The sequence below is a fragment of the Arthrobacter sp. G119Y2 genome (assembly GCF_038069765.1).
Taxonomy (GTDB): domain Bacteria; phylum Actinomycetota; class Actinomycetes; order Actinomycetales; family Micrococcaceae; genus Arthrobacter_B.
Genome location: NZ_JBBPFS010000003.1, coordinates 477,491 through 501,146, shown reverse-complemented (window position 1 = coordinate 501,146; position 23,656 = coordinate 477,491). Strand labels below are relative to the sequence as shown.

Sequence of the window (23,656 nt, the reverse complement as noted above, 5' to 3'; positions counted from 1 at the left end):
GAGCTTGTGCTAGAAACGAACCATGAATGAAACCCCTCAGGTCATCCGGTGCTCCGTCGGCATGCGCTGGGGTGACATGGACGCCTACGGGCACGTGAACAACGTGGAAATCCTGCGGATTCTCGAGGAAGCCCGGATCCATGCCTTTGGCCCTCCCGGCGGAACCGGCGGGCCCGGGCGCGAACCCGCCGTCGCACTTTTCAACAACGTGCCCGAGGGAACCCAGGCGCTGGTGGCGGAGCACCGGGTGAAGTACCTTTCGCCCCTGACCTACCGCAACATCCCGGCGGAGATCGATGTCTGGATCAGCGCCCTCAAAGCAGCGAGCCTGACCATCGCCTACGTCATCAGCGATCCGGTGACGGCACAGATCTGTGCCAAGGCGGAAACCACGCTCGCCTTCGTTGAGGCCGAAACCGGCCGGCTGCTGCGGATCGCCCCGGAGCAGAAAGCCCTGATGCTGCCCTATCTCGGGGACTCCGTGTTCGGACCGGTATCGGTGGCCGGGACCGCGGCGGGCGGGCGCGCGCCGGCTGTGTAAGGATGTACTGGCCGAAACCGATCAGGTTTCGAACCGGAAAACATTTGGGTGGGTAGTGGCGCAGCGCAAGACGGACCGGAAAAACCGGCAGGGCGAACAGACCCGTGAACGAATCCTTGAAGAGACCATGCGCCTTGCCGCCCGCCACGGCTACGAGGGAACCAGAATCTCCATGGTCCGGAAAGCCACCGGCCTGTCCGCCAGCTCCATCTACTGGCACTTCTCGGACAAGGAACAGCTCATTGCGGCGGCCCTGGAACGGGCCATCGGCGCCCACCTGCAGGTCATTCCCACGTGGCCGGAGTTTGCTTCGGGCGAAGACCGGAGCGCTGACCTGTACGGGCAGATCTTCCAATGGCCCCGTGAAGACTTTTGGCGTTTCGGGCTGCAGCTGGCGGTGGTTCGGCCGCCTCAGGAGGCACCGGCCAGGGACCGCTTCCTTCAGATCCGGAGGGAGAGCATCGATTGGCTGGCCCGCTGGTGGAAACCCAGCCTCCCCGAGCTCATGGAGCAGCGGGGCGCCGGATCGCTGCTGCTGGGCACCCTCACCCTGGCGGTTCGGGACAGCTATTTTCTTCGGCGGCATGCCGGGTGGAACTTCGATGAAAACCGCATCGTCTGGATGCTGGCGCTGTCCCTGGATGCGATGGCGGACCGCCTGGGCGAACTGGCCGCAGACAGTGAGATTGTCATTGAACGCGAACCGCCGCAGCCCGCGGAGCGCGCCGCCGCTGAGAACGGGCGGCAGGCCTTCCTGCAGGCAGCTGAAGAGGTGATTGCCGAATACGGGTACGACGGCGTGACGGTGGCACGGGTCTGCGAACGCGCGGCACTGCCGGCCAGCTCCCTGTACTGGTTCTTCAAAGACAAGGACGAGCTGGTGGCCGAAGTGGTGGCCGGCGCCTCACGGAAGTGGGAAGCGGTCCGGCCGGTTCTGGCCAGCCGGCCGGGACGGGGAAACGCAGATTGGATTGCGCCGCTTCGCGCCCAGCTCCGCGATGTCCTTGCGGGAACCTCTGCCGGAAGCGGAATCCTGCGCCTGGGCCTGCTGCTGCTGCTTCGGGACGGCAGCCGGGCCTCCGTCGGTGCCGGGCAGCTGGAGACTGTCATGGCCAACATGCAGGCTATGACAACGGAATGGTTCGCCACGGTCCTGCCGGAGGAGGCAAGCGAAGAACAGCGCAGCGAGCTGGCTGAGTGTCTTTCCGAGTGCCTCTTCCGGTTCCTGGAAGGCATGCTGCTCAGCAGGCAGATCGACGCTCACACCTGGGATCCGGGACTGCTGGCCGACATGCTGGCCGTCGGTCTGCACCGGGCGGCGGTTCAGTTCCTGGCAGGATCGGAACCTCCTGCTAGGAACTGAACCTCCTGCCGGGAACTGAACCTCCTGCCGGGAACTGAACCTCCTGCCGGGAGTTGAAACTCAGGCGTCGGCTACCGCTCCGATCGCCTGCGCTGCGGCCAACAGGTCCTGCGCCAGCGCCTGGATCCGGGATGCCTCGGCGTTGCGCGGCAGATTGGCGATCCGCAGCACCAACCGCACCTTCCCGGCGGCATCGAACACCGGCGCGAGCAGGGAATCGACGTCGTACGTCTGTCCCTCCTCCAGCTGCACGGGAGCGTAGCTGTTGGAGGTGCGGGAGATGATCTCGCGGATCTCGCGTTCCTGGGCCGGCGTGTAGGTGCCCGCGGAATACTCGCGGAGGGCCTCGAAAACCTGCTCGTCCCGGTAACCGCCGCGCATGGTGATGGACCAGCCGCGCCGGCGCACTGCTTCCAGCCGCGCCCGGTACTCGTCCGGGGTGCACTCGTCGCTGGGCAGGGCACGGGACAGCCAGCGGTCAATGGTCTTCGGGTCTTCCCAGGCAAGGCACAGTTCACCCATGGGAGGCATCAGCGGAATGCGTTCACCGAGGCGTTCCTCCTGATCCGCTGCCGTGCCGGCGGCAGCGACTATGACCGCCAGCTGGTCGCTGATGACGGCCATGGCCGTGCACTCGGCCCCCAGCTCGGCAGCCAGCCGCTCCATCTCGGTCCGGCCCCGCTCCGCCAGCCGGACGCCGGCAATCAGGTCAGCGTCGAAGGGGGCGCTCAGCGACATGGGGGCAAAGCGTCCGTATCCGCCCTGGAAAAACAGCAGCGGCGCCACCGGACTGCACACCTGCAGCTCATGGACCGCTCCCAGCACGATGTAGTGGTCGCCGGCGTCGTTGATCGAGTCGAACGTGCAGTCAATGTACGCCACCACCCCGTCCAGCACCGGTGCGCCGAGCGGTGAGGACTGCCAGGACAAGCCCTCGAACTTGTCCGCGGACTTGCCCGCAAAGCGGCGGCACAGGTCCTCCTGGTCCGCGGCCAGCACATTGACGCAGAAGGAACCGGCGGTGCGGAGCTTGCTGAAGGTCTGCGAGGCAACGGTGGGCAGGAACGCCACCAGCGGCGGATCCAGCGACACGGAGGTGAATGACCCCACGATCATGCCCACCGGTTCACCGTCCGCGGTAATGCCCGTAATCAGCACCACGCCGGTGGGGAAGTGGCCCAGGACGTTGCGGAAAGCCATCGGATCGCTCGTGAGGGGCCGCTGTTGCTCCATGCTGATTTCGGTCATTGTGGTTCCTTTCGAAAGCGGTTGGACGGGTTACTTCTGAGCCAGCAGGTCCAGGGCCACGTCAACGATCATGTCCTCCTGGCCGCCCACCATGCGCCGCTTGCCCAGCTCCATCAGGATGTCCGTGGTGGGGATGCCGTAGCGGGTGCTGGCTGTTTCCGCGTGCCGCAGGAAGCTGGAGTACACCCCGGCGTAGCCCAGCGAGAGCGTTTCCCGGTCCACCCGGACCGGGCGGTCCTGCAGCGGACGCACCAGGTCGTCAGCGGCGTCCATCAGTGCCGGCAGGTTGCAGCCGTGGTCAAGCCCGAACTTGTCTGCTGCGGCAATGAAAGCCTCCAGCGGAGCATTTCCGGCTCCGGCTCCCATGCCGGCCAGCGAGGCGTCCACCCGGTTAGCACCGTGTTCCACGGCGGTGAGGGAGTTTGCCACCGACAGCGAGAGGTTCTCATGGGCGTGGATGCCAATTTCGGTGGCCGGGTCCAGCACCTGCCGGAAGGCGTCAATCCGTTCGGCGACGCCGGGCATGGTCAGGGCTCCGCCGGAGTCAACAACGTACACGCAGGTGGCGCCGTAGCTCTCCATCAGTTTGGCCTGCTTGGCGAGTTCGGCGGGCGGACTCATGTGGGACATCATCAAAAAGCCCACGGTGTCCATGCCCAGGTTCCGGGCGGCACCGATGTGCTGCGCGGAGACGTCCGCCTCGGTGCAGTGGGTGGCCACGCGCACCACCGAGGCTCCGGCGCTGTTGGCGTCCTTGAGGTGGTGGATGGTGGCGATGCCGGGAAGTGCCAGCGTGGCCACCTTGGCCTGCTTGACGGCGCCGGCAACCGCGGAGATCCACTCCAGGTCAGTGTGGGCGCCGAACCCGTACACGCAGGAGGAGCCGTTGATCCCGTCGCCGTGGGCAACCTCGATGGAGGCAACGCCGGCGGCGTCCAGTGCGGTGGCGATGGCTACGGCCTGGTCCACCGTGTACTGGTGCCGAATGGCATGCATGCCGTCACGCAGGGTGACGTCGGAGATGTAGAGCCTGCTCATGGTTATGCCTCCTGCATCGCCGCGGCGATGTGTTGTTCTTGGACTCCGCCGCGTTCAGCCCAGCGCTCGGCAACGGCCATGGCGGCGGAGGTCATGATGTCCAGGTTGCCCGCATAGGCGGGCAGGTAATGCGCGGCGCCGGTGACTTCCAGCATCACCGTGACCCGGGTGCCGGTGAAGCGGCCGGTGCCCGGGATGTGCAGGGCGTTCTCCGGGCCGAAGGTTTCGAACTGAACTTCCTGCTTGAGCTTGTAGCCGGGAACGTATTCCTGCACCCGGGCTGCCATCGCCTCGACCGATGCCGCGACGGCGGCATGGTCCGTTTCGCCGTCCACCAGGCAGTACACCGTGTTCCGCATCATCATCGGCGGTTCCGCGGGGTTCATGATGATGATGGCCTTGCCCTCGGCCGCACCGCCCACCTCAACCAGGGCGCGGGACGTGGTCTCGGTGAACTCGTCGATATTGGCCCGGGTGCCCGGGCCGGCGGAACGGGACGCAACGGAGGAGACAATTTCGGCGTAGCGCACCGGAGCCACCTGCGAGACGGCAGCCACCATGGGCACCGTGGCCTGCCCGCCGCAGGTGACCATGTTCAGGTTGGAGTCGTCCAGATGGTCCTCAAGGTTCACCACGGGAACGCAGTAGGGCCCGACGGCGGCCGGCGTCAGGTCCAGCACGCGGACGCCGGTGTCCTTCAGCAGGTCCCAGTTGGCGAGGTGGGCGGAGGCGCTGGTGGCATCGAAAACCACCTTGATGTCCTTGAAGTTCGGCAGCTCAAGCAGGCCCTGGATGCCGTCCGCTGTGGTGGGAACGCCCATGCTGGCCGCGCGCCGGAGGCCGTCGGACTCCGGGTCGATGCCCACCATGGCGCCCATTTGCAGCCGCTTGGCCCCGCGCAGCACCTTGATCATCAGGTCGGTTCCGATGTTGCCGGAGCCGATGATGGCCACCGGCCAGAGTTCGTTGGTTCCCACTACTTCTCCTCATGTTTGATGCGGACCTGTCCAAGTCCCTGGATGTTCACTGCGGCGTTGGCGCCGGGCGGAAAGGCGACCATGGGGCCGAGGGCTCCGGTCATCAGGATTTCGCCGGCCTTCAGCGGCCGTTCCAGCTCGGCCATGCGCCTCACCAGCCAGAGCGCGGCCCGGTACGGGTGGCCGAGGCAGGCGGCGCCCGAGCCCACTGATTCCACCGTGCCGTTGACTTCCATGACCATGCCGGCGGCCGCCAGATCGATCGACGACGGCGCCACGGGTCGGGTGCCGGTGATGATCCGGCCGCTGGAAGCGTTGTCAGCAATGGTGTCCAGGATGGAAATGTCCCAGTTGGTGATCCGTGAACCGACAATTTCAATGGCCGGAAGCAGGTAGTCCACGGCGGCGATCAGCTCGGTGAGCGTGGTGTCCGGCTCGGGGAGGTCCTTTTTCAGGACGAGGGCAACCTCGGCTTCGATCCGCGGCTGCAGGACCGCCCCGGCAGCCAGCACGTCGCCGTCGGCCAGGCACATGTCGGCGAAGAGGACACCGAAGTCCGGCTGGTCCACCCCCATCTGTGCCTGTACTGCCCGTGACGTCAGCCCGATCTTGCGGCCGGCCACGCGGCGGCCCTCGGCGATCCAGGCGTCCTCGTTGGTCCGCTGGACATCGTAGGCGGCACTGATGCCGCCGTCCGCGAGCAGCCCGCGGATCGGCTCGATCGGCGTTCCGTCCCGCTCGGCACGGCGCAGCCGGGCGGCCAATTCTGCAATGCCCGCCGGATGAGCAGGTGCAGTCTCGATGGTTGCAGTCATCTGTCCTCCCAAGTCAGCCTTCAGTATTGCGCCGGCGAGCTGTCCTGCCCCGGGCAGTCCCGAAGAGCGGGATGGAGGAAGGGTGGCGCAAGTCCTGTAGCGATGTGTACAGTGAAGCTCTAAATGTGCGTTAGCTCACATAGTTTTTGTGGTCCATAGATGTGCCAAGGAGGTCCCAGCTAATGAATGTTCCCTGTTGCAGGTTCCCCCGGCGTTCCGCCGGGGTTGCTGTCGGGCGGTGCCGATGAGTGTTTCCCTGACTGCAGCCCCTGTTGCCTGGCCGCCGGCTCCCTCCGGACCGCCCCCTGCGATGGCGGCGCGGATGACGCTGATCATGGAGGTGTTCGACTCACGCTCCGTCCGGCTGCTGCTGGACGAAATAGCGTCCAGGACGCGTCTGCCCCGCTCCACCACGCACCGGATCCTGGACCAGCTGGTGCAGCTGGGCTGGCTGGAACACGCACCCGACGGCTACGGCATGGGCTGGCGCTCGCTGCAGTTCGGCGGCCTGGACAACGGAAACAGCCGGATCCGGGCCGAAGCCGCGCCCCTGCTGCACGACCTGCAGATGCGGACCGGAATGGTGGTCCACCTGGCCGTCCTTAACGGCACCAGCATCCATTACCTGGACAAAGCCGGCGGCCGCTCGGCCACCTCGGTGCCGTCGCGGGTGGGCGGCAACGCTCCCGCCCATGCAACGGCACTGGGCAAGTCCATGCTGGCCTGGATCAACCCGGAACAGCTGGACGATATGTTCCGGCACGGACTGCCTGCCAACACCCCGCGGACCATCAGGGACATTCCCGCGCTGTACGCGGAGCTGAACCGGATCCGCCAGCGCGGCGGGTTGGCATACGAATCCGGTGAAAGCTACGAGGGAATTTCCTGCGTGGCCGCGGCCATCCGCAGCCGGCGGGAGCCGGTGGCCGCCATCTCCCTGGTGGGCACCGTGAGGGATCCGATTGAACGGGTGGCTCCGCTGGTGCTGGATGCCGCACGCCGCGTATCGGCAGTACTGTTTCCCGGTGACCTGGCGCAGGAACGACGCACCGGTTCCTGAGCGCCTAAAAGCCCGGTGTTCAGCCTGCAGCCGGCGGAGCCAGCAGGCCGGACACCGACCGGCGCGCGAACTTCCATCCCCCGGCGGTCCTGGCGAACACATCCGAGTACAGACCCAGGGAATCCTGCAGGCTGCCGTCGAGGCGCCGGCCAAAGGCATGGAAGTAAGCGGTGCACTCCGCTGCATCCCCCTCCACATCAATGATGTGGTTGAGGACCAGATGGCAGGTGCCGCGGTTGGAGGACATGGTTGATTCGAAGAACTCCCGCAGGGCAGCCGAACCCTGAATCACGGGGATTCCCCAGCCGGTGCCGTCCCAGATACCGTCCTCGGTGAACAGGGCCACCAGGTCGTCGGGCCGGCCGCCGTCAAGGGCGGAAACGTACTCGTGGGTCAGGCGCCGGATGAGCTCAACATCGCTGTCCGCCGCTGTGCCGCGGGAAGTGGCCGTACCGGTTGAAGAGACAGTCATGGGGTTCCTTGCAGGGAAGGCTGAGGGCGGCGTGCCGCCAGGCGGAGGGAAAGGATGCTGCGGCTTCCCTCCGCCCGGCGGGCAATCCTGTTGCGGGCTAAACGGCAGCGCTCTGGGGAACAAACGCGGCCAGCGGCTCATCCGCTGCGCCCGAATGATCATGGCCCCAGTAGCTCTCGGCCGTGATTTCCTCGGCCGTGAAATAGGTTTCATCCACCAGCATGCCCTCGGTGCCGTACTCGATGTCCCAGCCGCCGGGAGCCCGGACGTAGAAGGAAACCATCTTGTCGTTGGTGTGTCGTCCCAGCGAAGCCGAGAGCTTGAAGCCCTGCTTCGTGACCTTGTCCAGAGCCCGTCCCACGGTGTCCAGGTCCTCGACCTCAACCATCAGGTGCACCAGGCCCGGGGCATCCGCATGCGGTGCCCCGCCGATGGCAAGGCTGTGGTGGCGCTGGTTGACGCCGAAGAACCGGAATCGGTTGGCCGGGCGCCGGGGGCCCAGCCGGACTGCGCCGCGGGGCAGGAATCCCAGCACATCCGTGTAGAAGGAGGTGGTCTTCTCCATGGCCATGGTGGGCAGGACAACGTGGCCCATGCCCTGCGCGCCGGTGACGAACTTCTGCGCATAACCGGTCTTCAGGATGCTGTGGTCCAGGCGGGGGCCAAAGAAGATCTCCACCGGAGTTCCGCCCGGATCCGCGAAGGTGATGACCTGTTCCAGGCCGCGCTGGTCGGCTTCTTCCTCGTTGAGCCAGGTGACGGCAATTCCGGCCGCTTCAACATCCGCGGCCACCTGTGCCAGGGCGAACTGGTCGCGGACTTCCCAGCCCACGGCCAGAACCCGGTCGGAAGTTCCCGGAAGCACGATCAGGCGTGCTTCGCGTTCGTCCATGCGCAGGTACAGGCCGTCGGGGTCCGGGCCCACGGCCTCGGCGAAACCGAGACCTTCGACGGTAAGTTCCCGCCAGCGGTCGATGTGCTGGGTCTGGACCTTGAGATAGCCCAGTCCTCGAATGTGAGTCATGGTATTCCTCGCTTTGCTGTTGTGTTGAGGGTCGGTGCTGTGCCCGGGACTGCCCGGCGGGTCAGACCATCGAGGCCAGTTTTGCCGGCGGTTCCACGCCCAGTTCCGTGAGGACGGCTGTGTGGTAGGTGGGGCCGGGCACGTGAATGGCGTGGGCCAGGCCCATGTGGGCATCGCGCCAGAAGCGCTGAATCGGGTTGTTCATCCGCAGGCCGTTGCCGCCGGACCGGGACAGGATGGTGTCGACGGCGGCGACGGCGCGCCAGGCAGCCTGGATCTGGGTGCGGCGGCCCACGGCACGCTGCTCCAAGCTGATTTCGCGGCCGGCAGCCGCCGTGTCGTAGATCCTGCTGATGTTGTCCAGCAGCGCCGAGCGGGAGGCCCGGATTTCTCCGGCGGCCTCGCTGACCGCGTACATGGAGTAGGGGTCCTCGGTGCTCTTGAAGCCGTTGCCCTGCATGCGGTTGCGCTGGTAGTCCAGGTGCGCCTGAAGGGCGCCTTCGGCGATGCCCACCACCGCGGAGGTCAGGCCGAGGGGAAACAGGCTGTAGAACGGGATGCGGTGGATGGGGTCGGTCTTGCCGGCATCGCGGGCCACCTTGCCGCTGAACAGATCGGCCTGCCTGATCACCCGGTACCCGGGAACAAAAACGTCCTTGATAATGACGTCCTTACTGCCCGTGCCGCGCAGTCCCACCACGTCCCAGGAGTCTTCAACAATGGTGTAGTCGGCGCGCGGAACAACCACGTGCACTGATTCATAGGGCATCAGCGGTTTGCCCTCGGCATCGCCGAGGAACGCGCCCAGGATGACCCACTGCGCGTGGTCGGTGCCGCTGGAGAACTGCCAGTGCCCGCTGAACCGGTAACCGCCGTCGGCCGGGGTGGCCACACCCATCGGCGCATAGGGGGAGGACACCCAGGTGTTGTCGTCAGCTCCCCAGATTTCCTCCTGCAGCTTCGGCGCCATCAGCTCCAGCTCCCAGGGGTGAACGCCAACGACGCCGGCCACCCAGCCGGCTGCTCCGTCGAGGCTGGCGATCTTCATGACCGTTTCCGCAAACTCCGTCGGGTGCGCCCGGGTGCCGCCGTACTCGACGGGGGCAAGCAGCTTCATGACGCCGGACTGGCGAAGGATATCCACGGTGGCGTCATTGAGCTTGCCCAGGTCTTCGTTGGCCTGGCCGTAGGAACGAAGCTCGTCGCCGCGCTCGGTCAACACATCGGAATTTACGGTGGTTGTCATTGATGCTTCTCGCTTCCTCATCAGGGCTTGTACTCCGCCTCTGTGCAAAATCTAGGGTTCTTCGGCAGGGGGGAGCCGAGAATGTCCCGGTCACCGGGATTGCGGCGCCGTGCCGGCAGGGGCGGTTCATCCCGGTCATCGGGACCTGCCCGGCCGCGCATCCGCAGGACTGTTTAGGGTTCAGGAAGACTGAAGAGATTCGTACCTGAGGAGCCTGAGAAATGACCACGGACCTTCGCCATGAAGAGGGCAGCGCGGCCGGAACCGGCGACGCAGTGCTGCGCGAGCTGCAGACCGCCAACGGGGTGCTGCGCTACCACGAGGCAGGTGAAGGCCCGCCGCTGGTCTTCCTGCACGGTTCCGGTCCCGGCGTAACCGGCCTGGGCAACTTCAAGGGCATCCTTCCGGCCTTCGCCCGGCACTTCCGCTGCTATGTCCTGGAATTCCCGGGCTTCGGCGTCAGCGACCCCTCGGACCTGCATCCGATGCAGGCCGGCGGACAGGCCGTCGTCGACCTGATGGACGGGCTGAGCCTGGACCGGGTGGACATCATCGGCAACTCGATGGGCGGCATGATCGGCACGCGGTTTGCCATTAGCCACCCGGACCGGGTGGCTAAGCTGGTGACCCTGGGCGGCATGGGCGTGAACATCTTCAGCCCGTCGCCGGCCGAGGGAATCAAACTCCTGATTGCCTTCACCGAGGATCCCACCCGTGAACGGCTGATCCAGTGGCTGCAGTCCATGGTCTACGACCAGGAGCTGGTCACCGAGGAACTCATTAACGAACGCTGGCAGCAGGCCACGGATCCGAAGACGCTGGCGAGCGCCCGCAGGATGTACAGCAGTGCCGCCATGAAGGCCGCCGCTGCGGCCGCCGCCGCTTCCGATGCTGCCCCGGCCTGGGCGCAGCTGCACAAGCTCAAGGCCAAAACGCTGATTACCTGGGGCCGCGATGACCGCGTCTCTCCGCTGGACGGCGTGCTCTTGCCGCTGCGGACCATCCCCGACGTGGAACTGCACGTGTTCCCCAACTGCGGGCACTGGGCAATGATCGAGCAAAAAACTGCCTTCGAAAGCACCGTGCTGGCATTCCTGCAGCGGGAAGAGGCAGCAGCATGAGCACCTTGTCGGTGGTGACGCCCCTGCAGGTGAGGGTGGTGGAGGTCATCCGGGAAACGCCTGATGCACACACGCTCGTCCTGGAACCGGAGGGCGAATCGGAGAGCACTTTCAGCTACAAGCCGGGCCAGTTCCTGACCATCCGTATTCCGAGCGACCGTCCCGGCGGTGCAGCGCGCTGCTACTCGCTCTGCAGTTCGCCGCAGCAGGACGAGAAACTGAAGGTCACGGTCAAGCGCACCAGGGACGGCTACGGATCAAACTGGCTTTGCGACAACGTGGTGGAAGGCAACGTCCTGGACGTCCTGCGCCCGGCGGGAACCTTCACTCCGAGCTCGCTGGACAGGGATTTCCTCCTGTTCGCCGGGGGCAGCGGGGTCACCCCCGTGATGTCCATCCTGAAGTCGGTGCTTGTGGCCGGCAGCGGACTGGTGACGCTGGTCTACGCCAACCAGGACGAGTCCTCCATTATTTTCCGGGACGAGCTCATAGCCCTCTCCCAGCAGCATCCCGGCCGGCTCACGGTCATCCACTGGCTGGGGACCGTGCAGGGCCTGCCTGACCAGCCCTCCATCGGAGCCCTGGCCGCACCCTACGCAGACCGCGAAGTGTTCATCTGCGGCCCAGGACCCTTCATGGACTGCGTGGCCCGGGCCCTGGACACGCTGGGCATGCCGGCGGAACAGATCCATATTGAACGCTTCACCTCGCTGGGCACCGATCCCTTCGCTCCGGTGGCTGCAGTGGTCCACGACGTCGAGGGGGAGAGCACCGAGGTGGAGGTCCAACTGGACGGCCAGACCCGGTCCCTGCCCTGGCCGGGCGGGAACCGGCTGCTGGACGTCCTGCTCAATGCCGGCCTGGACGCTCCGTATTCCTGCCGTGAGGGGTCCTGCAGTGCCTGCACCTGCCGCGTGCTGGAAGGGGAGATCCGGATGGAAAAGAACGAGGTCCTGGACGCGGCTGACCTCAACGAGGGCTACATTCTTGCCTGCCAGGCGGTGGCCGTCAGCGAGAAGGTCAGGATCACCTACGACGAGTAGGCGGGTCTGCCCGGCCGTTCCCCGGCCGGGCACGCAAAAGCGGGAGGGACCGGTCTGAACCGGTCCCTCCCGCTTTCGCATTCCCTGGCGTCCCGGCGCTACTTCTCGGGTACGTCCTTGAAAATCACGTCGATCCTGCCTTCCAGCGAAGCATCGCGGATGGTTGCCGCCAGGGTCTCGCAGCCCGCAAACTGTTCGGTCGGGTTCTCTCCGCGGCAGGCAAGCGGACGCTCCCGGCAGGCCTTTTGCGCCGTCTCATTCCATTGGATGCTGGTCTGCTGCCAGTTCGACTTGCGCACCAGCACGGAAGCGGCGCAGGCGCTGCAGTCCAGCGGCTGCATCGGGTTGTCGACAATGCGGAGATCGGTACGTGCCGTCATCAGATCAACTGTCCCTCTGCAGCCTTGCGCAGGGCCAGGTTGCTCGCTACTTCCTTCTGCCAGCTTTCCACCGGCCGGCTGGTGTCGAGCTCGTGCTCGAAGCGGTCGGTCATCTCCGGCTTGACGTCGGCTGCGTCCACAAAGAACTGCTCGTACCACCGGCGCAGCTGGTAAACGGCGCCGTCCTCCTCGCACAACAGCGGGTTGTCGATCCTGGCCTTGTTCTGCCAGATCTCCACGTCCTGGTTGAAGCCCCTGAGGATCCACTGGGCCTGCGTGGCGGCAATCTGGTCCGGATCGCCCGGAAGCTCCGGCTTCTTCTGCACGATGATCCCGGACATCAGGACAAAGGAATGCTCATCGATGGGGTAGTGCGCATTGATGAGGACGGTCTTCATCTCGAAGGTTTCATAGGTGTACGTCAGGTCATCGATCATGAACGAGGGCCCGTAGTAGGACGCAACCGAGCTGGTCTTCTGCATCTTCGGCGCCCGGGGATCGGGGTTGGCCGGGGTGACGTCCTCGCGGCCGATGCCATCAAAGTACTGGGTGGCGATATGGCCTTCGAAGACGTTCTTGAAGTATGTGGGGAAGTTGTTGTGGATGTAGAAGAAATGGGCCATGTCGACAACGTTGTCGATAACTTCGCGGGTGCTGGTGTTCACCACGATCTCGTTCCAGACCCACTTGGTCCAGCCCTCGTCCTCGGCGCCTTCGATACGGGGGATGACAACATCCTCGGGCGGCGGATTTCCTTCCGGGTCGTTCCAGACGAACAGGAGTCCGTCCTGGTCCAGGGTCTGCCAGGTGCTGGTGCGGGCACGCATGGGAACACGCCGGCTGTACGGAACAGCCTTGCAGCGTCCGTCGCCGCCCCAGCGCCAGTCATGGAACGGGCAGGCAATTTCGTTGCCCTTGACGGTGCCTTTGGAAAGGTCTCCGCCCAGGTGGCGGCAATACGCATCCAGCACGTTGGTCTTGCCGTCGCTGCCCGTGAAGATCACCAGCTTCTGGCCGAAGGCATTGACTGTGTGCGGCTTGCCGTCCTTGTACTTGTCCGACAGGCCCAAGCAGTGCCATCCGCGCGCGTAGCGCGCGGGCAGCTGGCCGGCTTCAATTTGCCTGATTTCGTCCTGGTCTGACTCGACAATGCTCATGTGGAACCGTTCCCTTCAATACACCTGTTCGGAGTCGAACGTCTGGAAACCTGAATCTATTCACACCGTGTACCGGACTGCTGTGCCAGTCCCGATGTGTGGGACAGCCCGGACCACCGGTTTTTTCGCCTGACAATCTGGAGGGCGGGCCCGACGGCGGAACACCGCAGCCAGGCCTGCGTTCCAACGGCGACGACGAAAAGGGAAACCATGGCAAGCGGGCAGGCAAACGGGCAGAAGTGGGACGGCGAATACGACGTCGTTGTCGTAGGTTCCGGGGCTGGTGCCCTGGCCGGCGCTTTCACCGCCGCAGCGCGCGGCTTGAAAACAGTCCTTGTCGAAAAAACAAACTTTCTGGGCGGGTCTTCGTCCTATGCCGGCGCGTCCTGCTGGCTGCCGGGGACGCAGGTTCAGGAGCGGGCCGGCGTCGATGATTCCAGGGAAGCCGCGGAGGCGTATCTGGTATCGCTGCTGGGGGAGCAGCAGGAGGAGCGGCGGAACGCCTTCCTTGATACCGCGCCGGAACTGGTCAAGGCGCTGGAACACGATCCCGCTCTGAAGTTCCGCTGGGCTGCCTTCCCCGACTATTTTCCCGGCCCCGGACGGATGGATCTGGGCCGCTCCATCATGCCGGTGGATCTGCCCCGCGAGGAGATCGGTGAGCTCGCCGCACTCGTGCGTCCGCCCATCGACCGGGACAACCGCGGGGAAAGCCATCCGGAAGGCCCCCTGACCGCCGGGCAGGCACTGATCGGCCGGCTCCTGCTCGCATTCACCAACACCGGCAACGGAACCGTCCGCACCGAAACCGCCATGACCGATCTGGTCCTCGACGACGGGAAGGTGGCAGGCATTATTGTGAACTCCGCCCGCGGTCCTGAACGGCTGCGGGCCGCCTCGGGCGTTCTCCTGGGCGCCGGCGGGTTTGAAAGCAACGCGCAGATGCGCAGCGAGAACGGCACCCCCGGCGCGGCCGGCTGGAGCATGTCTCCGCGCAACGCCAACGTGGGCACCGCCATCCGGGCCGCGCAGGCCGCCGGCGCCGCCGTGGACCTCATGGATGAGGCCTGGTGGTGCCCGGGGACGGAGCAGCCCTCCGGATTTGCTGCTTTCACCCTCGGCTTCCGCGGCGGCCTGATGGTGGACGGCAGCGGGAAGCGCTACGCCAACGAGTCGCTGCCCTATGACCAAATGGGACGTGTCATGGCCGCGGCGACTGCTGACCGGATTCCCTCCTGGTTCATCTTCGACTCGCGCTTCGGGGGGCAGCTGCCGGCAATCATGCGTCCGGACAACACTTCCCCGGCGGAGCATCTGGCCGCCGGGACCTGGCTCCAGGCGCAGACCCTGGATGAGCTGGCGGAGCTGGCAGGGCTGCCCGCCGAAGCCCTGTTCGGCACCGTCGAAAGATTCAACGCGTTTGCCGAGCGCGGGGTGGACGAGGACTTCCACCGGGGCGAGGACCCGTACGACCTCTTCTTCACCGATCCCTCGCACGGGCCCAATCCGGCCCTGGTGCCGCTGGCACAGCCGCCGTACTTCGCCGCCCGGATGGTGCTCAGCGATCTGGGCACCAAGGGCGGACTCCGCACGGACCCGGACGCCTGTGTCCTCACCGCTGCCGGAGAAGCGATTCCAGGGCTTTACGCGGTCGGAAACACCAGCGCATCCTTCTCCGGACATTTCTACCCGGGACCGGGGATTCCGCTGGGTTCGGCCATGGTCTTTGCCTACCGTGCAGTTCAGGCGATGGCGGGCGGGCCGGCGGCAGGCTGACCGCCGGCCGTCGTCGCCGGGCTCTCCCTGCAGCCGGCCGTCTCGGCTTTGAGCGGGCTCCGCCCGGCCCCCGGCCTGTCACGGGTCCGTTGTGCCCGGCTAGCATTTTTCTATCGGGCACGCGGCTGCAGGCGCCGGCTGCAGCATTTCCAAACCACACCAGGCGTTCTCCGTCGCCGCTGACTGTCCGGAACCGGAACACGGTTCCGTCCATTCATCGTGAGGAGAATGACCGTGTGGCAAAATCTCGGAGTTACACCGCTGGAAGCGCTCGCGGTTGTCCTGTCGGCCATCGGTATTTACGCAGCCTTTTTTGTCCTCATCCGTACGGCCGGGCAGCGTGCGCTCGCCAGCTGGTCCACGATGGACAAGGCCATTGTCATCGCCTTTGGCTCCGTATTGGGACGCGTCGTCCTGGGGGACACCCCCACTCTGCTCGCCGGAATCATCGGACTGGCAACCATGTTTGCGCTGTTTCGGCTGGAAGCGGTGCTGCGGCGGACCAAGCGCGGCACCTACCTGTCGAACAACCCGATCCTCCTGATGGCGGGCGAGAGCATCGTGCAGGAAGGGCTGAAGTCGGCCCGCATTGAGGAGGACGAGGTCTATTTCAAACTGCGCCAGGCCGGCATCAGGAACTTTTCGGAAGTGGCCCTGGTCGTTCTGGAATCCACGGGCGATGTGAGCGTTCTGCGCCGCGGGCAGCTCATCGACCCCGTACTGCTGCGCCTGATCTCCGACAAGTCGGCAATTCCAGCCGATCTGCTGATGCGCGGATAGTGCGGCCGTTCCGGGAGAGAGCCCCGGGAGAGAGTCCCGGGGGAGGCCCCGGGGGATGCCTCTGGACGGCCCCCGGGGAGGCCGATTACCCCCTACGGGGAAAGTGGTGTAGAGTCATACTCAGTTGTTGGTTGTTGCGCATTTTGTATTTCAAGTGGCGAAACCCCAAACGGGCTAGCCGCTTTTTCTGTAGAAGCGGTAAGGAACACCGCGACTGAAGCTACCCGAAAGTCGGGATCTGCTTCACTCCAGAAGGAATATTAAAATGGCTACAGGTACCGTAAAATGGTTCAACTCCGAAAAGGGCTTCGGCTTCATCGAGCCCGATGACGGCAGCGCCGACGTGTTCGCTCACTACTCCGCTATCAACTCCAACGGTTACAAGTCCCTGGACGAGAACCAGAAGGTTAGCTTTGATACCGAGCAGGGCCCCAAGGGTCCCCAGGCTACGAACATCCAGGCGCTCTAATCTAGAGACTTTGGTTCAGTACTTGTACTGATCTGCCTTACAAAAGCAGGACGGGTTACCCGTCCTGCTTTTGTGTTTAACCGGGTCGTTTCCCCCGGTCATTTCCTGCAGGGAGCGGGGGGTCGTCAGCCGCGGCATACCCCTATAAGCGGTCCAACACCCGCGTGCTGCGCACGGCTTCCCACTGTTTGATCATCCCCGGGGCCGGTGTGGCACCAGCCGTCACAGCAGCCACAGAGGGTGGGAACCCGTGCTGGCAGACGGCGGCAGGCGCACCATGAGGCGGCCGACGGCGGCGCGCCCCGGCACACCGCCCCCGGCTGCGGCCGGCACACCGCCCCCGGCTGCGGCCGGCACACCGCCCCGGCTTCGGCCGGCACGCCGTCCGCGGCGCGCCCCGGCGCACCGCCCCGGCTTCGTCCGGAAGCCGACGACGGCGCCGCGTGCGTCAGTCCCTGGCCCGCAGTGCACTTTCCCGCAGATACTGCTCCACCCGGGTGTAGGCGTCGCGGGTGAGTGCCTTCCACAGCTCCACCGCCAGCCGGGGGTTTTCCGCCTCGAGGGACTCCATGGTCTCGGCAGTCAGGACCTTCAACCTCAGAGGGCCGCCGGCCTTCACCGTGGTTTCCTGGCGCTTGTCTTCCGCCAGTGCCATTTCCCCGAACGTCATGCCCGGTCCCAGCGTCGTCAGCTTGATCCGCGACCCGTCAGGCGCCGGCATGGAAGTGGCAACCGTGCCCGAGACAATGAAGAACACCCCGCCGAACCGCTGCCCGACGCGGCGGACCACATCACCGTCGTCGTACTCGCGTTCCTCCATCAGGTCCTGCACGGTCTGGGCATCCTCGGGCTCCAGCTGCCGCAGAGCCGGGGAGTCCACCGGTTCCATGACATCCGGCATGATCAGTTCGGCTCCGTAGGAATCAATCAGCCGGGTTTCGCAGTGTTCCACGGCGGCGTTGCGGGTGACGAAGGAGGGCACGTCATAGCCGCGTCCGGCGAGGTCATCGGTCACGGTACCTTCCCCGTCCACGAGCACCAGTCCGCGTCCGGTCTTGGCGAGCATCTCGGCGGACTCGGCAAACAGGCGCAGAGCCACCTCGGAGACCTCGTCGACGCTGCGCAGATCCAGGACCACGAGTTCAACCTCTTCCTCCAGATTGGAGAGCGCCCGCACCACGGATTCCGCGCCGGCGAAGAGCAGGTCTCCGTTCAGCTCCAGGATCTGGGCCCGGTGGCCGTGGCTGCGCAGTACCTGGCTGGCTTCGTCGGTGCGCCGCACGCCCGAGGGGGCAGCCGTGATGTCATAAACGTTGCGGATGGCTGAGCGGCCCGTCCGTGCCGCCCGGACGAAGTGCAGCTGCATGTCATGGGAGATCCGCTGGCTGGTGGCCACCCCGCGGACGCTCGATCCGTGCGCGTCCAGCGGGGGTGAGTACACGGCAAGGCCCACCTGCCCGGGGAGGACGGCGATGGTGCCGCCGCCGACGCCGGACTTGGCCGGCATGCCGACGCTGGAGAGCCAGGCGCCGGCGTCGTCGTACATGCCGCAGGTGGCCATGACCGACAGGACCCGCTCCACCGGGGCGATATCCAGGACCTGGTCGCCGGAGATCGGGTTGCGGCCGCTGTTGGCCAGGGTTGCCGCCATCATGGCCAGGTCCAGGGCATTGACCATGACGGAGCACTGGCGGAAGTAGTCCTTGATGACCGGAGTGGGGTCGGACTCAATGATGTCGAAGGACCGCAGCAGGTAGGCCAGCGCATGGTTGCGGTGGCCGGACTTCAGTTCGGACCGGTAAATGCGTTCGCTCACGGACAGTTGGCGCCCGGCAAAGGCAGAGTACGTGTTCAGGATGCGGTTGAAGCGGGTGATGCCGCCGGAGCCGCGGACCAGGGAAGTGGCGGTGAGGGCGCCGGCGTTGATCATGGCGTTGGCGGGGCGCCCCGTGCCTTCGGCGAGGGACATCTCGTTGAAGGAATCTCCGGACGGCTCCACGTCCACCTTGGCGTCCACGGCCTCCATGCCGCGGTCCGCCAGGGCCAGTCCGTAGGTGAAGGGCTTGGAGATGGACTGGATGCTGAATTCTTCCCGGGTGTCACCGATTTCGTAGACGTAGCCGTCGGCGGTGGCCAGCGCGATGCCGAAGTTATTCGGATCCACGTTGGCCATGGCCGGAATGCTGCTGTAGGGCTTGCCGTCCTTCAACTCCGCGATTTCAGAGTGGATTTTTTCCAGATAGGCATCGATGGGGGAGGACATGGGCGGGAACGCGGGGGAGGACGCAGGCTCGTGGGATGAACCCGAAGCGGCGGAAACGGTGGCAGAACGCATACCTTCAGCTTAACGAGTAGTGCGCTCTGCGGGGTGCCGCTCTCGGGGGCCCCTGTGTATACTGGACGAAGTTGTAGCGTGGGGCGTTCTGTGTTCCAAGCGGCGAAACCCAAATCAAGGGCCAGCCGCTTTTTCTATAGGATGCCGCGTATGGCGCTGCAGCGTGAAACTCCTCGAAGGTCGGGGGTGGTTTCTTTAGAAGGATGATTAAAAATGGCAACAGGTACCGTGAAATGGTTCAACTCCGAAAAGGGCTTCGGCTTCATCGAGCCCGATGACGGAAGCGCCGACGTTTTCGCTCACTACTCCGCTATCAACTCGAGTGGCTACCGCTCCCTCGAAGAGAACCAGAAGGTTAGCTTCGACACCGAGCAGGGCCCCAAGGGTCCCCAGGCCGTAAACATCCAGGCCCTCTAAATCTAGATTTGGGTTCCTCCGGGAACGGCTTGAATAAGTTGCAGGACGGGAAGGATTTCCCGTCCTGCTTCTGCGTTAAGCCGGGGGAGCGGAATGCTCCGTCGAATCCTCGTTGGTTGCGAGGGCGTGCAGCGCTTTCCTTCCGCGGTCGTCCAGGTACTGCTTGAAATGGTCCGCAATGGCCTGCTGCGCGTGGGCTCCCGCGGCCGGGCTGTTCCCGGCGGCGATGGCTTCGAAGAGGGCGCGGTCGCTGGCGGCGGACTCTTCCATGGCGCCGCGGGGGTCCGGAGCCACCGAAATCCGGTCGTTCATGAGGCCCAGGATCGCCGAGGACACTGCCTGCCCGCTGGTTTGAAGCAGCAGATTGCGGCTTGCCTCCCAGACTGCGGCATGGAAGTCCAGGTCTGCGCGGTTGAAGAGGTCCGCGTCGTGTACGGCTGCTTCCATGCGGGCGACGGCGGATGACATGGTTTCGAGCTGTTCCTCCGTGTGCAGCGAGGCGGCCAGGCGGCAGGCCGAACTTTCCAGGACGATCCGGAACTGCACAAGGTCGGAGAGGGACAGGGCCGCCACACGGGCCAGGGTGCTGAACGAGCGCTCCAGAGCGTGCCCGGAGAGGGGCAGCACCTCGGGTCCGGTCCGCACCCCGGGACGCGACGCGATCAGCCCTCTGCTCTGCAGCACCCGCAGGGCTTCCCGGACCGTGGGTCGGCTGACGGAGAACTGGACCACCAGTTCGCGTTCGCTGGGCAGATGCTGCCCCGGTTCCAGCGTGCCGGAGAGGATGGCTTCCTCGATCTGTTCCACGACGCGCTCGTAGGTCAGCACGGGGACGGCCGGGGTGAAGTTAATCTTGCTCATGCGGTCCTCTGGTCGGGAACTACCGAATGTACCTTTCTGTGGGGAGCGGCGCACCCGCTTTCGGAGTTTTTTGTCACTGGTCTGACCTTCCAACGTGTAGACATATATATGTGCATGCTGTTGGCTTGACGCCATCGGCGTCCGCGGCACTTTTTCTTAGATGGAGAATCCTTATGCGACCCACCCACCTCCGGGTACCCGCCGTCATCCTGGCCGCGGCACTGTCCCTTTCGGCCTGCTCCGCCGGCTCGGGCGGAACCGACGCCGCAGAGCCGTCGGAGCAGACGGGCGTTACCGTCGCGCTCACGGGAGAGCCCACCAACCTGGACTTCACCACCACGGCGGGCGCAGCCATTCCCCAGGCACTGATGTCCAATGTCTACGAGGGCCTGGTCGAGATCGACCAGGAGGGGACCGTCCAGCCGCTGCTGGCCGAGTCATGGGACATCAGCGAGGACCGCCGGACCTACACCTTCGCGCTGCGGCCGGATGTCACCTTCTCCAACGGTGAGGCCTTCACCGCCGACGACGTGAAGTTCAGCATCGAACGCGTCCTCTCCGACGCCTGGGTATCCAGCCTGAAAAACAAAATGTCAGTGGTCGAGTCCGTCAACGTCCTAGGGGACACAGAGGTGGAGGTTGTCCTCGCCCGCCCGTCGAACGCCTGGCTCTTTGACCTCGGCACCCCCGTGGGCGCCATGTTTGACGAGAACGGCGTGGACGACCTGGCCGGAACTGCAATCGGCACCGGCCCGTTCACGATTGAAGCGTGGAACCGCGGCCAGTCCATTGAGATGAAGGCCCGGGACGACTACTGGGGCGAGGCCCCGAAGGTCGAGACTGCAACCCTGAAGTACTTCGCCGACGCCGTTGCCACCACTAATGCCCTCCGCTCCGGAGACGTGGATGTTGTCCACAACATGCAGGCTCCGGAACTGCTCGCCTCCTTCGAAAGCGACCCGGCGTACCAGGTGCTCGACGGCACCTCCAACGGCGAGATCATGCTGTCCATGAACAACCGGCGTCCTCCGTTCGACGACGTCCGCGTCCGCCAGGCAGTGCTGCACGCCATCGACAACCAGGCCGTGATCGATACTGCCTGGAGCGGCTACGGCACCCTGATCGGTGCGCCGGTTCCGCCCACGGATCCCTATTACGAGGACCTCAACGGGAAATATCCCTACGACCCGGCGAAGTCACGGGCGCTGCTGGCGGAGGCGGGCGCGGAGGACCTCAGCGTGACGTTCACCGTTCCGACCCGTCCCTATGCCACCGCCGTTTCCGAGATCGTGGTGTCGCAGCTGGCCGAGGCGGGTATCAACGCCACCATTGAATCCGCGGAATTCCCCGCCGTCTGGCTCGACAAGGTTTTCACGCAGCACGACTACGACATGTCCGTAGTCCTCGCCGTGGAGAGCCGTGACCTGCTCACCATGTTCAACAACCCGGACTACTACCTCGGCTACGACAATTCAGCCATTGCCGAAACTGCGGCCGCTGCCGACACCGCCGACGAAGCCGGCTACGTTTCCGGCATGCAGGAGGTGGTGCGCACCATTACCGACGACGCCGCGGCCGGAGTGCTCTTCCTCTTCCCGAACATCGTGGTGGCCAAGGCCGACGTCACCGGGATTCCCGCCAACTCCGTCACGGAAGCTTTGGACCTGGGGTCCATCGGCTGGAAGTAACGACACCATGGGTCTGAGGCTGCTGATTAACGCAGCACGGTTTGCCGTCACGTTCATCGCGGCAACGGTTGCGGTGTTTTTCTTCATGCGCGCCGTGCCCGGCGATCCGGCGCAGATAGCCCTCGGCGTGAATGCGACACCGGAACTGCTGGCCGCAACCCGCAGGGAGTTCGGCACCGACCGTCCCCTGGTGGTGCAGTACTTCGACTGGGTGCTGGGGCTGCCCCGCGGCGATTTCGGCGTGAGCTACGTGACGCGGCAGGACATCAGCCCCCAGGTTCTGGACCGGGTCCAGGTGAGTCTGATCCTGGTTGGGCTGGCGATGCTGGCGGCCCTGCTGATCGCCATCCCCTTCGGCACGCTCATGGCGGTCCGCCACCGGCAGGTGAGCGGCGTCCTGCTCAGCGGCCTGAGCCAGGTGGGAGTGGCCATCCCGGGCTTCCTCGCCGGAATCATGCTCGTGGTGGTCTTTGCGGTGGGACTCGGGTGGTTTCCCGCCAACGGCTGGACGCCGCCCGGCGTTGACTTCGGCGACTTCCTGCGGCGGGTGTTCCTTCCCGTCCTGGCCCTCGCCTCGGTCCAGGGAGCCATCCTGACCCGGTACGTCCGTTCAGCTGTGCTGGAGATCATGAGCGAGGACTACCTCCGCACCGCCCGCGCCAAGGGCCTGGGCAAACTTGAAGCGCTGGTGAAACACGGACTGCGCAATGCTGCCATTCCGGTTCTCACCGTTGCCAGCGTCCAGCTTGCCGCGCTCATCGTCGGCGCCGTCGTCATTGAGCGGGTCTTTGTCATTCCGGGGCTGGGATCGATGCTCCTGGATGCCGTGGGCAACCGTGACCTGCTGACGGTTCAATCCGTCGTGATGGTGCTCGTGGCAATCACCCTGATCATCAACCTGGCGGTGGATGTCCTGTACACCGTCCTTGACCCGCGCATCCGAAAGAAGGCCTAGGACGTTGAGCGATATCCCACCCGTCCTGACCGGGACCGCCGGTTCTTCGATTCCCGCAGGCGCCCCCTCGAACCGCCGTTTTTCCGCCACCCTCATTGTGGGGTTGGTGCTGGTGGGACTGGTTGTGCTGGCAGCGCTCGTGTCCTTGTTCTGGACGCCGTACGATCCGGTGCGGGCCGTCCCCTCGGACCGGCTGCTCGGATCCAGCGCCGACCACCTCATGGGCACGGACCGCTACGGGCGGGACGTGTTTTCGGGGATCCTCTACGGAGCGCGCATTACCCTGTTCGTGGGGCTGATCGCCGTCGGCATTGCGCTGCTGGTCGGAACCCCGCTGGGCATCCTGGCCGGCATGCGCGGCGGCATCACCGAAGAAGTGACCATGCGGGGCACCGATATTCTGCTGGCGTTTCCGGCACTGCTGGTTGCCATCGTTTTCGGTGCTGTTTTCGGCGCCGGAACCGTGACGGCGATGGTCGCGATCGGTATTGGCTCAATCCCTGGGTTTGCCCGGGTGGCGCGCAGCGGCACCCTGCAGGTGATGAGCACTGAATACGTCCTTGCGGCACGGGCATCGAGCCAGAGCGGGCTGCGCATCGCCCGCCGGCACGTGCTGCCGAACATCGCCGGGATGGTGGTGGTCCAGTGCTCCGTGACCTTTGCGCTGGCCGTGCTGGCCGAAGCTGCACTGTCCTTTTTGGGGCTGGGCACCCCGCCGCCCGTCCCGTCCTGGGGGCGCATGCTGCAGGAATCCCAGCAGTTCCTCGGCAGCCAGCCGACGCTGGCCATCTGGCCGGGAGCCGCGATTGCGGTGGCAGTCCTGGGATTCAACCTGCTGGGAGACGGCCTGCGGGACCGGTTCGATCCGAAGCTGAACGGAGGCCGGTAGC

Annotated in this window: 23 protein-coding genes; 12 read left to right on the top strand and 11 right to left on the bottom strand. The window is 65.3% G+C overall.

The genetic code is table 11. From position 1 onward, the window contains the following. Positions 1-22 precede the first annotated feature (22 nt). Complete coding sequence (locus WKB88_RS08965; RefSeq protein WP_341394180.1) at positions 23-541, top strand: acyl-CoA thioesterase; 519 nt, start codon at positions 23-25, stop codon at positions 539-541. 55 nt (positions 542-596) lie between these two features. Further along, the gene (locus WKB88_RS08960) at positions 597-1,904 is read left to right on the top strand and encodes a TetR/AcrR family transcriptional regulator (protein ID WP_341394179.1); all 1,308 of its coding nucleotides are present in this window, start codon (positions 597-599) and stop codon (positions 1,902-1,904) included. A gap of 60 nt (positions 1,905-1,964) precedes the next feature. On the opposite strand, the gene WKB88_RS08955 is transcribed toward WKB88_RS08960, so the two are convergent. Genes WKB88_RS08955 through WKB88_RS08940 form a run of 4 tightly spaced genes read right to left on the bottom strand, consistent with a single transcriptional unit; the run spans position 1,965 to position 5,982 of the window. Continuing rightward, positions 1,965-3,152 carry a flavin reductase gene (locus WKB88_RS08955; RefSeq protein WP_341394178.1) on the bottom strand — a complete coding sequence of 396 codons (1,188 nt, stop codon included), beginning with the start codon at positions 3,150-3,152 and terminating at the stop codon, positions 1,965-1,967. 30 nt (positions 3,153-3,182) lie between these two features. Continuing rightward, positions 3,183-4,190: a 4-hydroxy-2-oxovalerate aldolase gene (gene dmpG, locus WKB88_RS08950; RefSeq protein WP_341394177.1), complete on the bottom strand. Its 1,008-nt coding sequence runs from the start codon at positions 4,188-4,190 to the stop codon at positions 3,183-3,185. Between the two features lie 2 nt (positions 4,191-4,192). Continuing rightward, the gene (locus WKB88_RS08945; RefSeq protein WP_341394176.1) at positions 4,193-5,167 is read right to left on the bottom strand and encodes an acetaldehyde dehydrogenase (acetylating); all 975 of its coding nucleotides are present in this window, start codon (positions 5,165-5,167) and stop codon (positions 4,193-4,195) included. Beyond that, positions 5,167-5,982: a 2-keto-4-pentenoate hydratase gene (locus WKB88_RS08940; protein ID WP_341394175.1), complete on the bottom strand. Its 816-nt coding sequence runs from the start codon at positions 5,980-5,982 to the stop codon at positions 5,167-5,169. Before WKB88_RS08940 ends, WKB88_RS08945 begins: the two co-directional genes overlap by 1 nt. A 244-nt stretch (positions 5,983-6,226) precedes the next feature. On the opposite strand from WKB88_RS08940, the gene WKB88_RS08935 reads away from it, so the two are divergent. Then, positions 6,227-7,042: an IclR family transcriptional regulator gene (locus tag WKB88_RS08935; protein WP_341394174.1), complete on the top strand. Its 816-nt coding sequence runs from the start codon at positions 6,227-6,229 to the stop codon at positions 7,040-7,042. Between the two features lie 19 nt (positions 7,043-7,061). On the opposite strand, the gene WKB88_RS08930 is transcribed toward WKB88_RS08935, so the two are convergent. The 3 genes from WKB88_RS08930 to WKB88_RS08920 form a co-directional block, all read right to left on the bottom strand. After that, positions 7,062-7,514 (bottom strand): nuclear transport factor 2 family protein, encoded by a 453-nt coding sequence (locus WKB88_RS08930; RefSeq protein WP_341394173.1) that lies wholly within the window; start codon positions 7,512-7,514, stop codon positions 7,062-7,064. 97 nt (positions 7,515-7,611) lie between these two features. Next, a complete protein-coding gene (locus WKB88_RS08925) occupies positions 7,612-8,538 on the bottom strand; it encodes a VOC family protein (RefSeq protein WP_341394172.1) in 927 nt (308 codons plus the stop codon). Between the two features lie 61 nt (positions 8,539-8,599). After that, complete coding sequence (locus WKB88_RS08920; RefSeq protein WP_341394171.1) at positions 8,600-9,784, bottom strand: hydroxylase; 1,185 nt, start codon at positions 9,782-9,784, stop codon at positions 8,600-8,602. Positions 9,785-10,005: 221 nt separating this feature from the next. Here WKB88_RS08920 and WKB88_RS08915 point away from each other — a divergent pair, with 221 nt between their 5' ends. Further along, complete coding sequence (locus WKB88_RS08915; protein WP_341394170.1) at positions 10,006-10,905, top strand: alpha/beta fold hydrolase; 900 nt, start codon at positions 10,006-10,008, stop codon at positions 10,903-10,905. Further along, positions 10,902-11,948: a ferredoxin--NADP reductase gene (locus WKB88_RS08910; RefSeq protein ID WP_341394169.1), complete on the top strand. Its 1,047-nt coding sequence runs from the start codon at positions 10,902-10,904 to the stop codon at positions 11,946-11,948. Before WKB88_RS08915 ends, WKB88_RS08910 begins: the two co-directional genes overlap by 4 nt. 98 nt (positions 11,949-12,046) lie before the next feature. On the opposite strand, the gene WKB88_RS08905 is transcribed toward WKB88_RS08910, so the two are convergent. Together WKB88_RS08905 and WKB88_RS08900 are read right to left on the bottom strand one after the other, a co-directional pair. Further along, on the bottom strand, positions 12,047-12,328 hold the full coding sequence (locus WKB88_RS08905) for a ferredoxin (protein ID WP_341394168.1): 282 nt from the start codon (positions 12,326-12,328) through the stop codon (positions 12,047-12,049). Further along, on the bottom strand, positions 12,328-13,485 hold the full coding sequence (locus tag WKB88_RS08900; protein ID WP_341394167.1) for a Rieske 2Fe-2S domain-containing protein: 1,158 nt from the start codon (positions 13,483-13,485) through the stop codon (positions 12,328-12,330). The genes WKB88_RS08905 and WKB88_RS08900 overlap by 1 nt, the downstream gene beginning before the upstream one ends. 210 nt (positions 13,486-13,695) lie before the next feature. Here WKB88_RS08900 and WKB88_RS08895 point away from each other — a divergent pair, with 210 nt between their 5' ends. The 3 genes from WKB88_RS08895 to WKB88_RS08885 all read left to right on the top strand — a co-directional run bounded on the left by WKB88_RS08895 (position 13,696) and on the right by WKB88_RS08885 (position 16,510). Next, positions 13,696-15,261 carry an FAD-dependent oxidoreductase gene (locus tag WKB88_RS08895; protein WP_341394166.1) on the top strand — a complete coding sequence of 522 codons (1,566 nt, stop codon included), beginning with the start codon at positions 13,696-13,698 and terminating at the stop codon, positions 15,259-15,261. Between the two features lie 228 nt (positions 15,262-15,489). Beyond that, positions 15,490-16,041: a DUF421 domain-containing protein gene (locus WKB88_RS08890; protein WP_341394165.1), complete on the top strand. Its 552-nt coding sequence runs from the start codon at positions 15,490-15,492 to the stop codon at positions 16,039-16,041. Between the two features lie 265 nt (positions 16,042-16,306). Further along, positions 16,307-16,510 carry a cold-shock protein gene (locus WKB88_RS08885; protein ID WP_104055090.1) on the top strand — a complete coding sequence of 68 codons (204 nt, stop codon included), beginning with the start codon at positions 16,307-16,309 and terminating at the stop codon, positions 16,508-16,510. 448 nt (positions 16,511-16,958) lie between these two features. Here the strand turns inward: WKB88_RS08885 and glsA are convergent, their stop codons facing one another. Then, positions 16,959-18,845, bottom strand: a complete 1,887-nt coding sequence (gene glsA / locus WKB88_RS08880; RefSeq protein ID WP_341394164.1) for a glutaminase A — start codon at positions 18,843-18,845, stop codon at positions 16,959-16,961. Positions 18,846-19,058: 213 nt separating this feature from the next. Here glsA and WKB88_RS08875 point away from each other — a divergent pair, with 213 nt between their 5' ends. Next, complete coding sequence (locus tag WKB88_RS08875) at positions 19,059-19,262, top strand: cold-shock protein (protein ID WP_104055094.1); 204 nt, start codon at positions 19,059-19,061, stop codon at positions 19,260-19,262. Between the two features lie 75 nt (positions 19,263-19,337). On the opposite strand, the gene WKB88_RS08870 is transcribed toward WKB88_RS08875, so the two are convergent. After that, positions 19,338-20,123, bottom strand: a complete 786-nt coding sequence (locus WKB88_RS08870; protein WP_341394163.1) for a FadR/GntR family transcriptional regulator — start codon at positions 20,121-20,123, stop codon at positions 19,338-19,340. Positions 20,124-20,296: 173 nt separating this feature from the next. Here WKB88_RS08870 and WKB88_RS08865 point away from each other — a divergent pair, with 173 nt between their 5' ends. From WKB88_RS08865 to WKB88_RS08855, 3 genes are read left to right on the top strand one after another with little or no spacing between them, the layout of a single operon-like run. Continuing rightward, positions 20,297-21,811 (top strand): ABC transporter substrate-binding protein, encoded by a 1,515-nt coding sequence (locus WKB88_RS08865; protein ID WP_341394162.1) that lies wholly within the window; start codon positions 20,297-20,299, stop codon positions 21,809-21,811. A gap of 7 nt (positions 21,812-21,818) precedes the next feature. Next, on the top strand, positions 21,819-22,766 hold the full coding sequence (locus WKB88_RS08860; RefSeq protein ID WP_341394161.1) for an ABC transporter permease: 948 nt from the start codon (positions 21,819-21,821) through the stop codon (positions 22,764-22,766). A 4-nt stretch (positions 22,767-22,770) separates the two neighbouring features. Further along, entirely contained in the window at positions 22,771-23,655 is an 885-nt protein-coding gene (locus WKB88_RS08855) for an ABC transporter permease (RefSeq protein WP_445818893.1), read from the top strand. Position 23,656 lies beyond the last annotated feature (1 nt).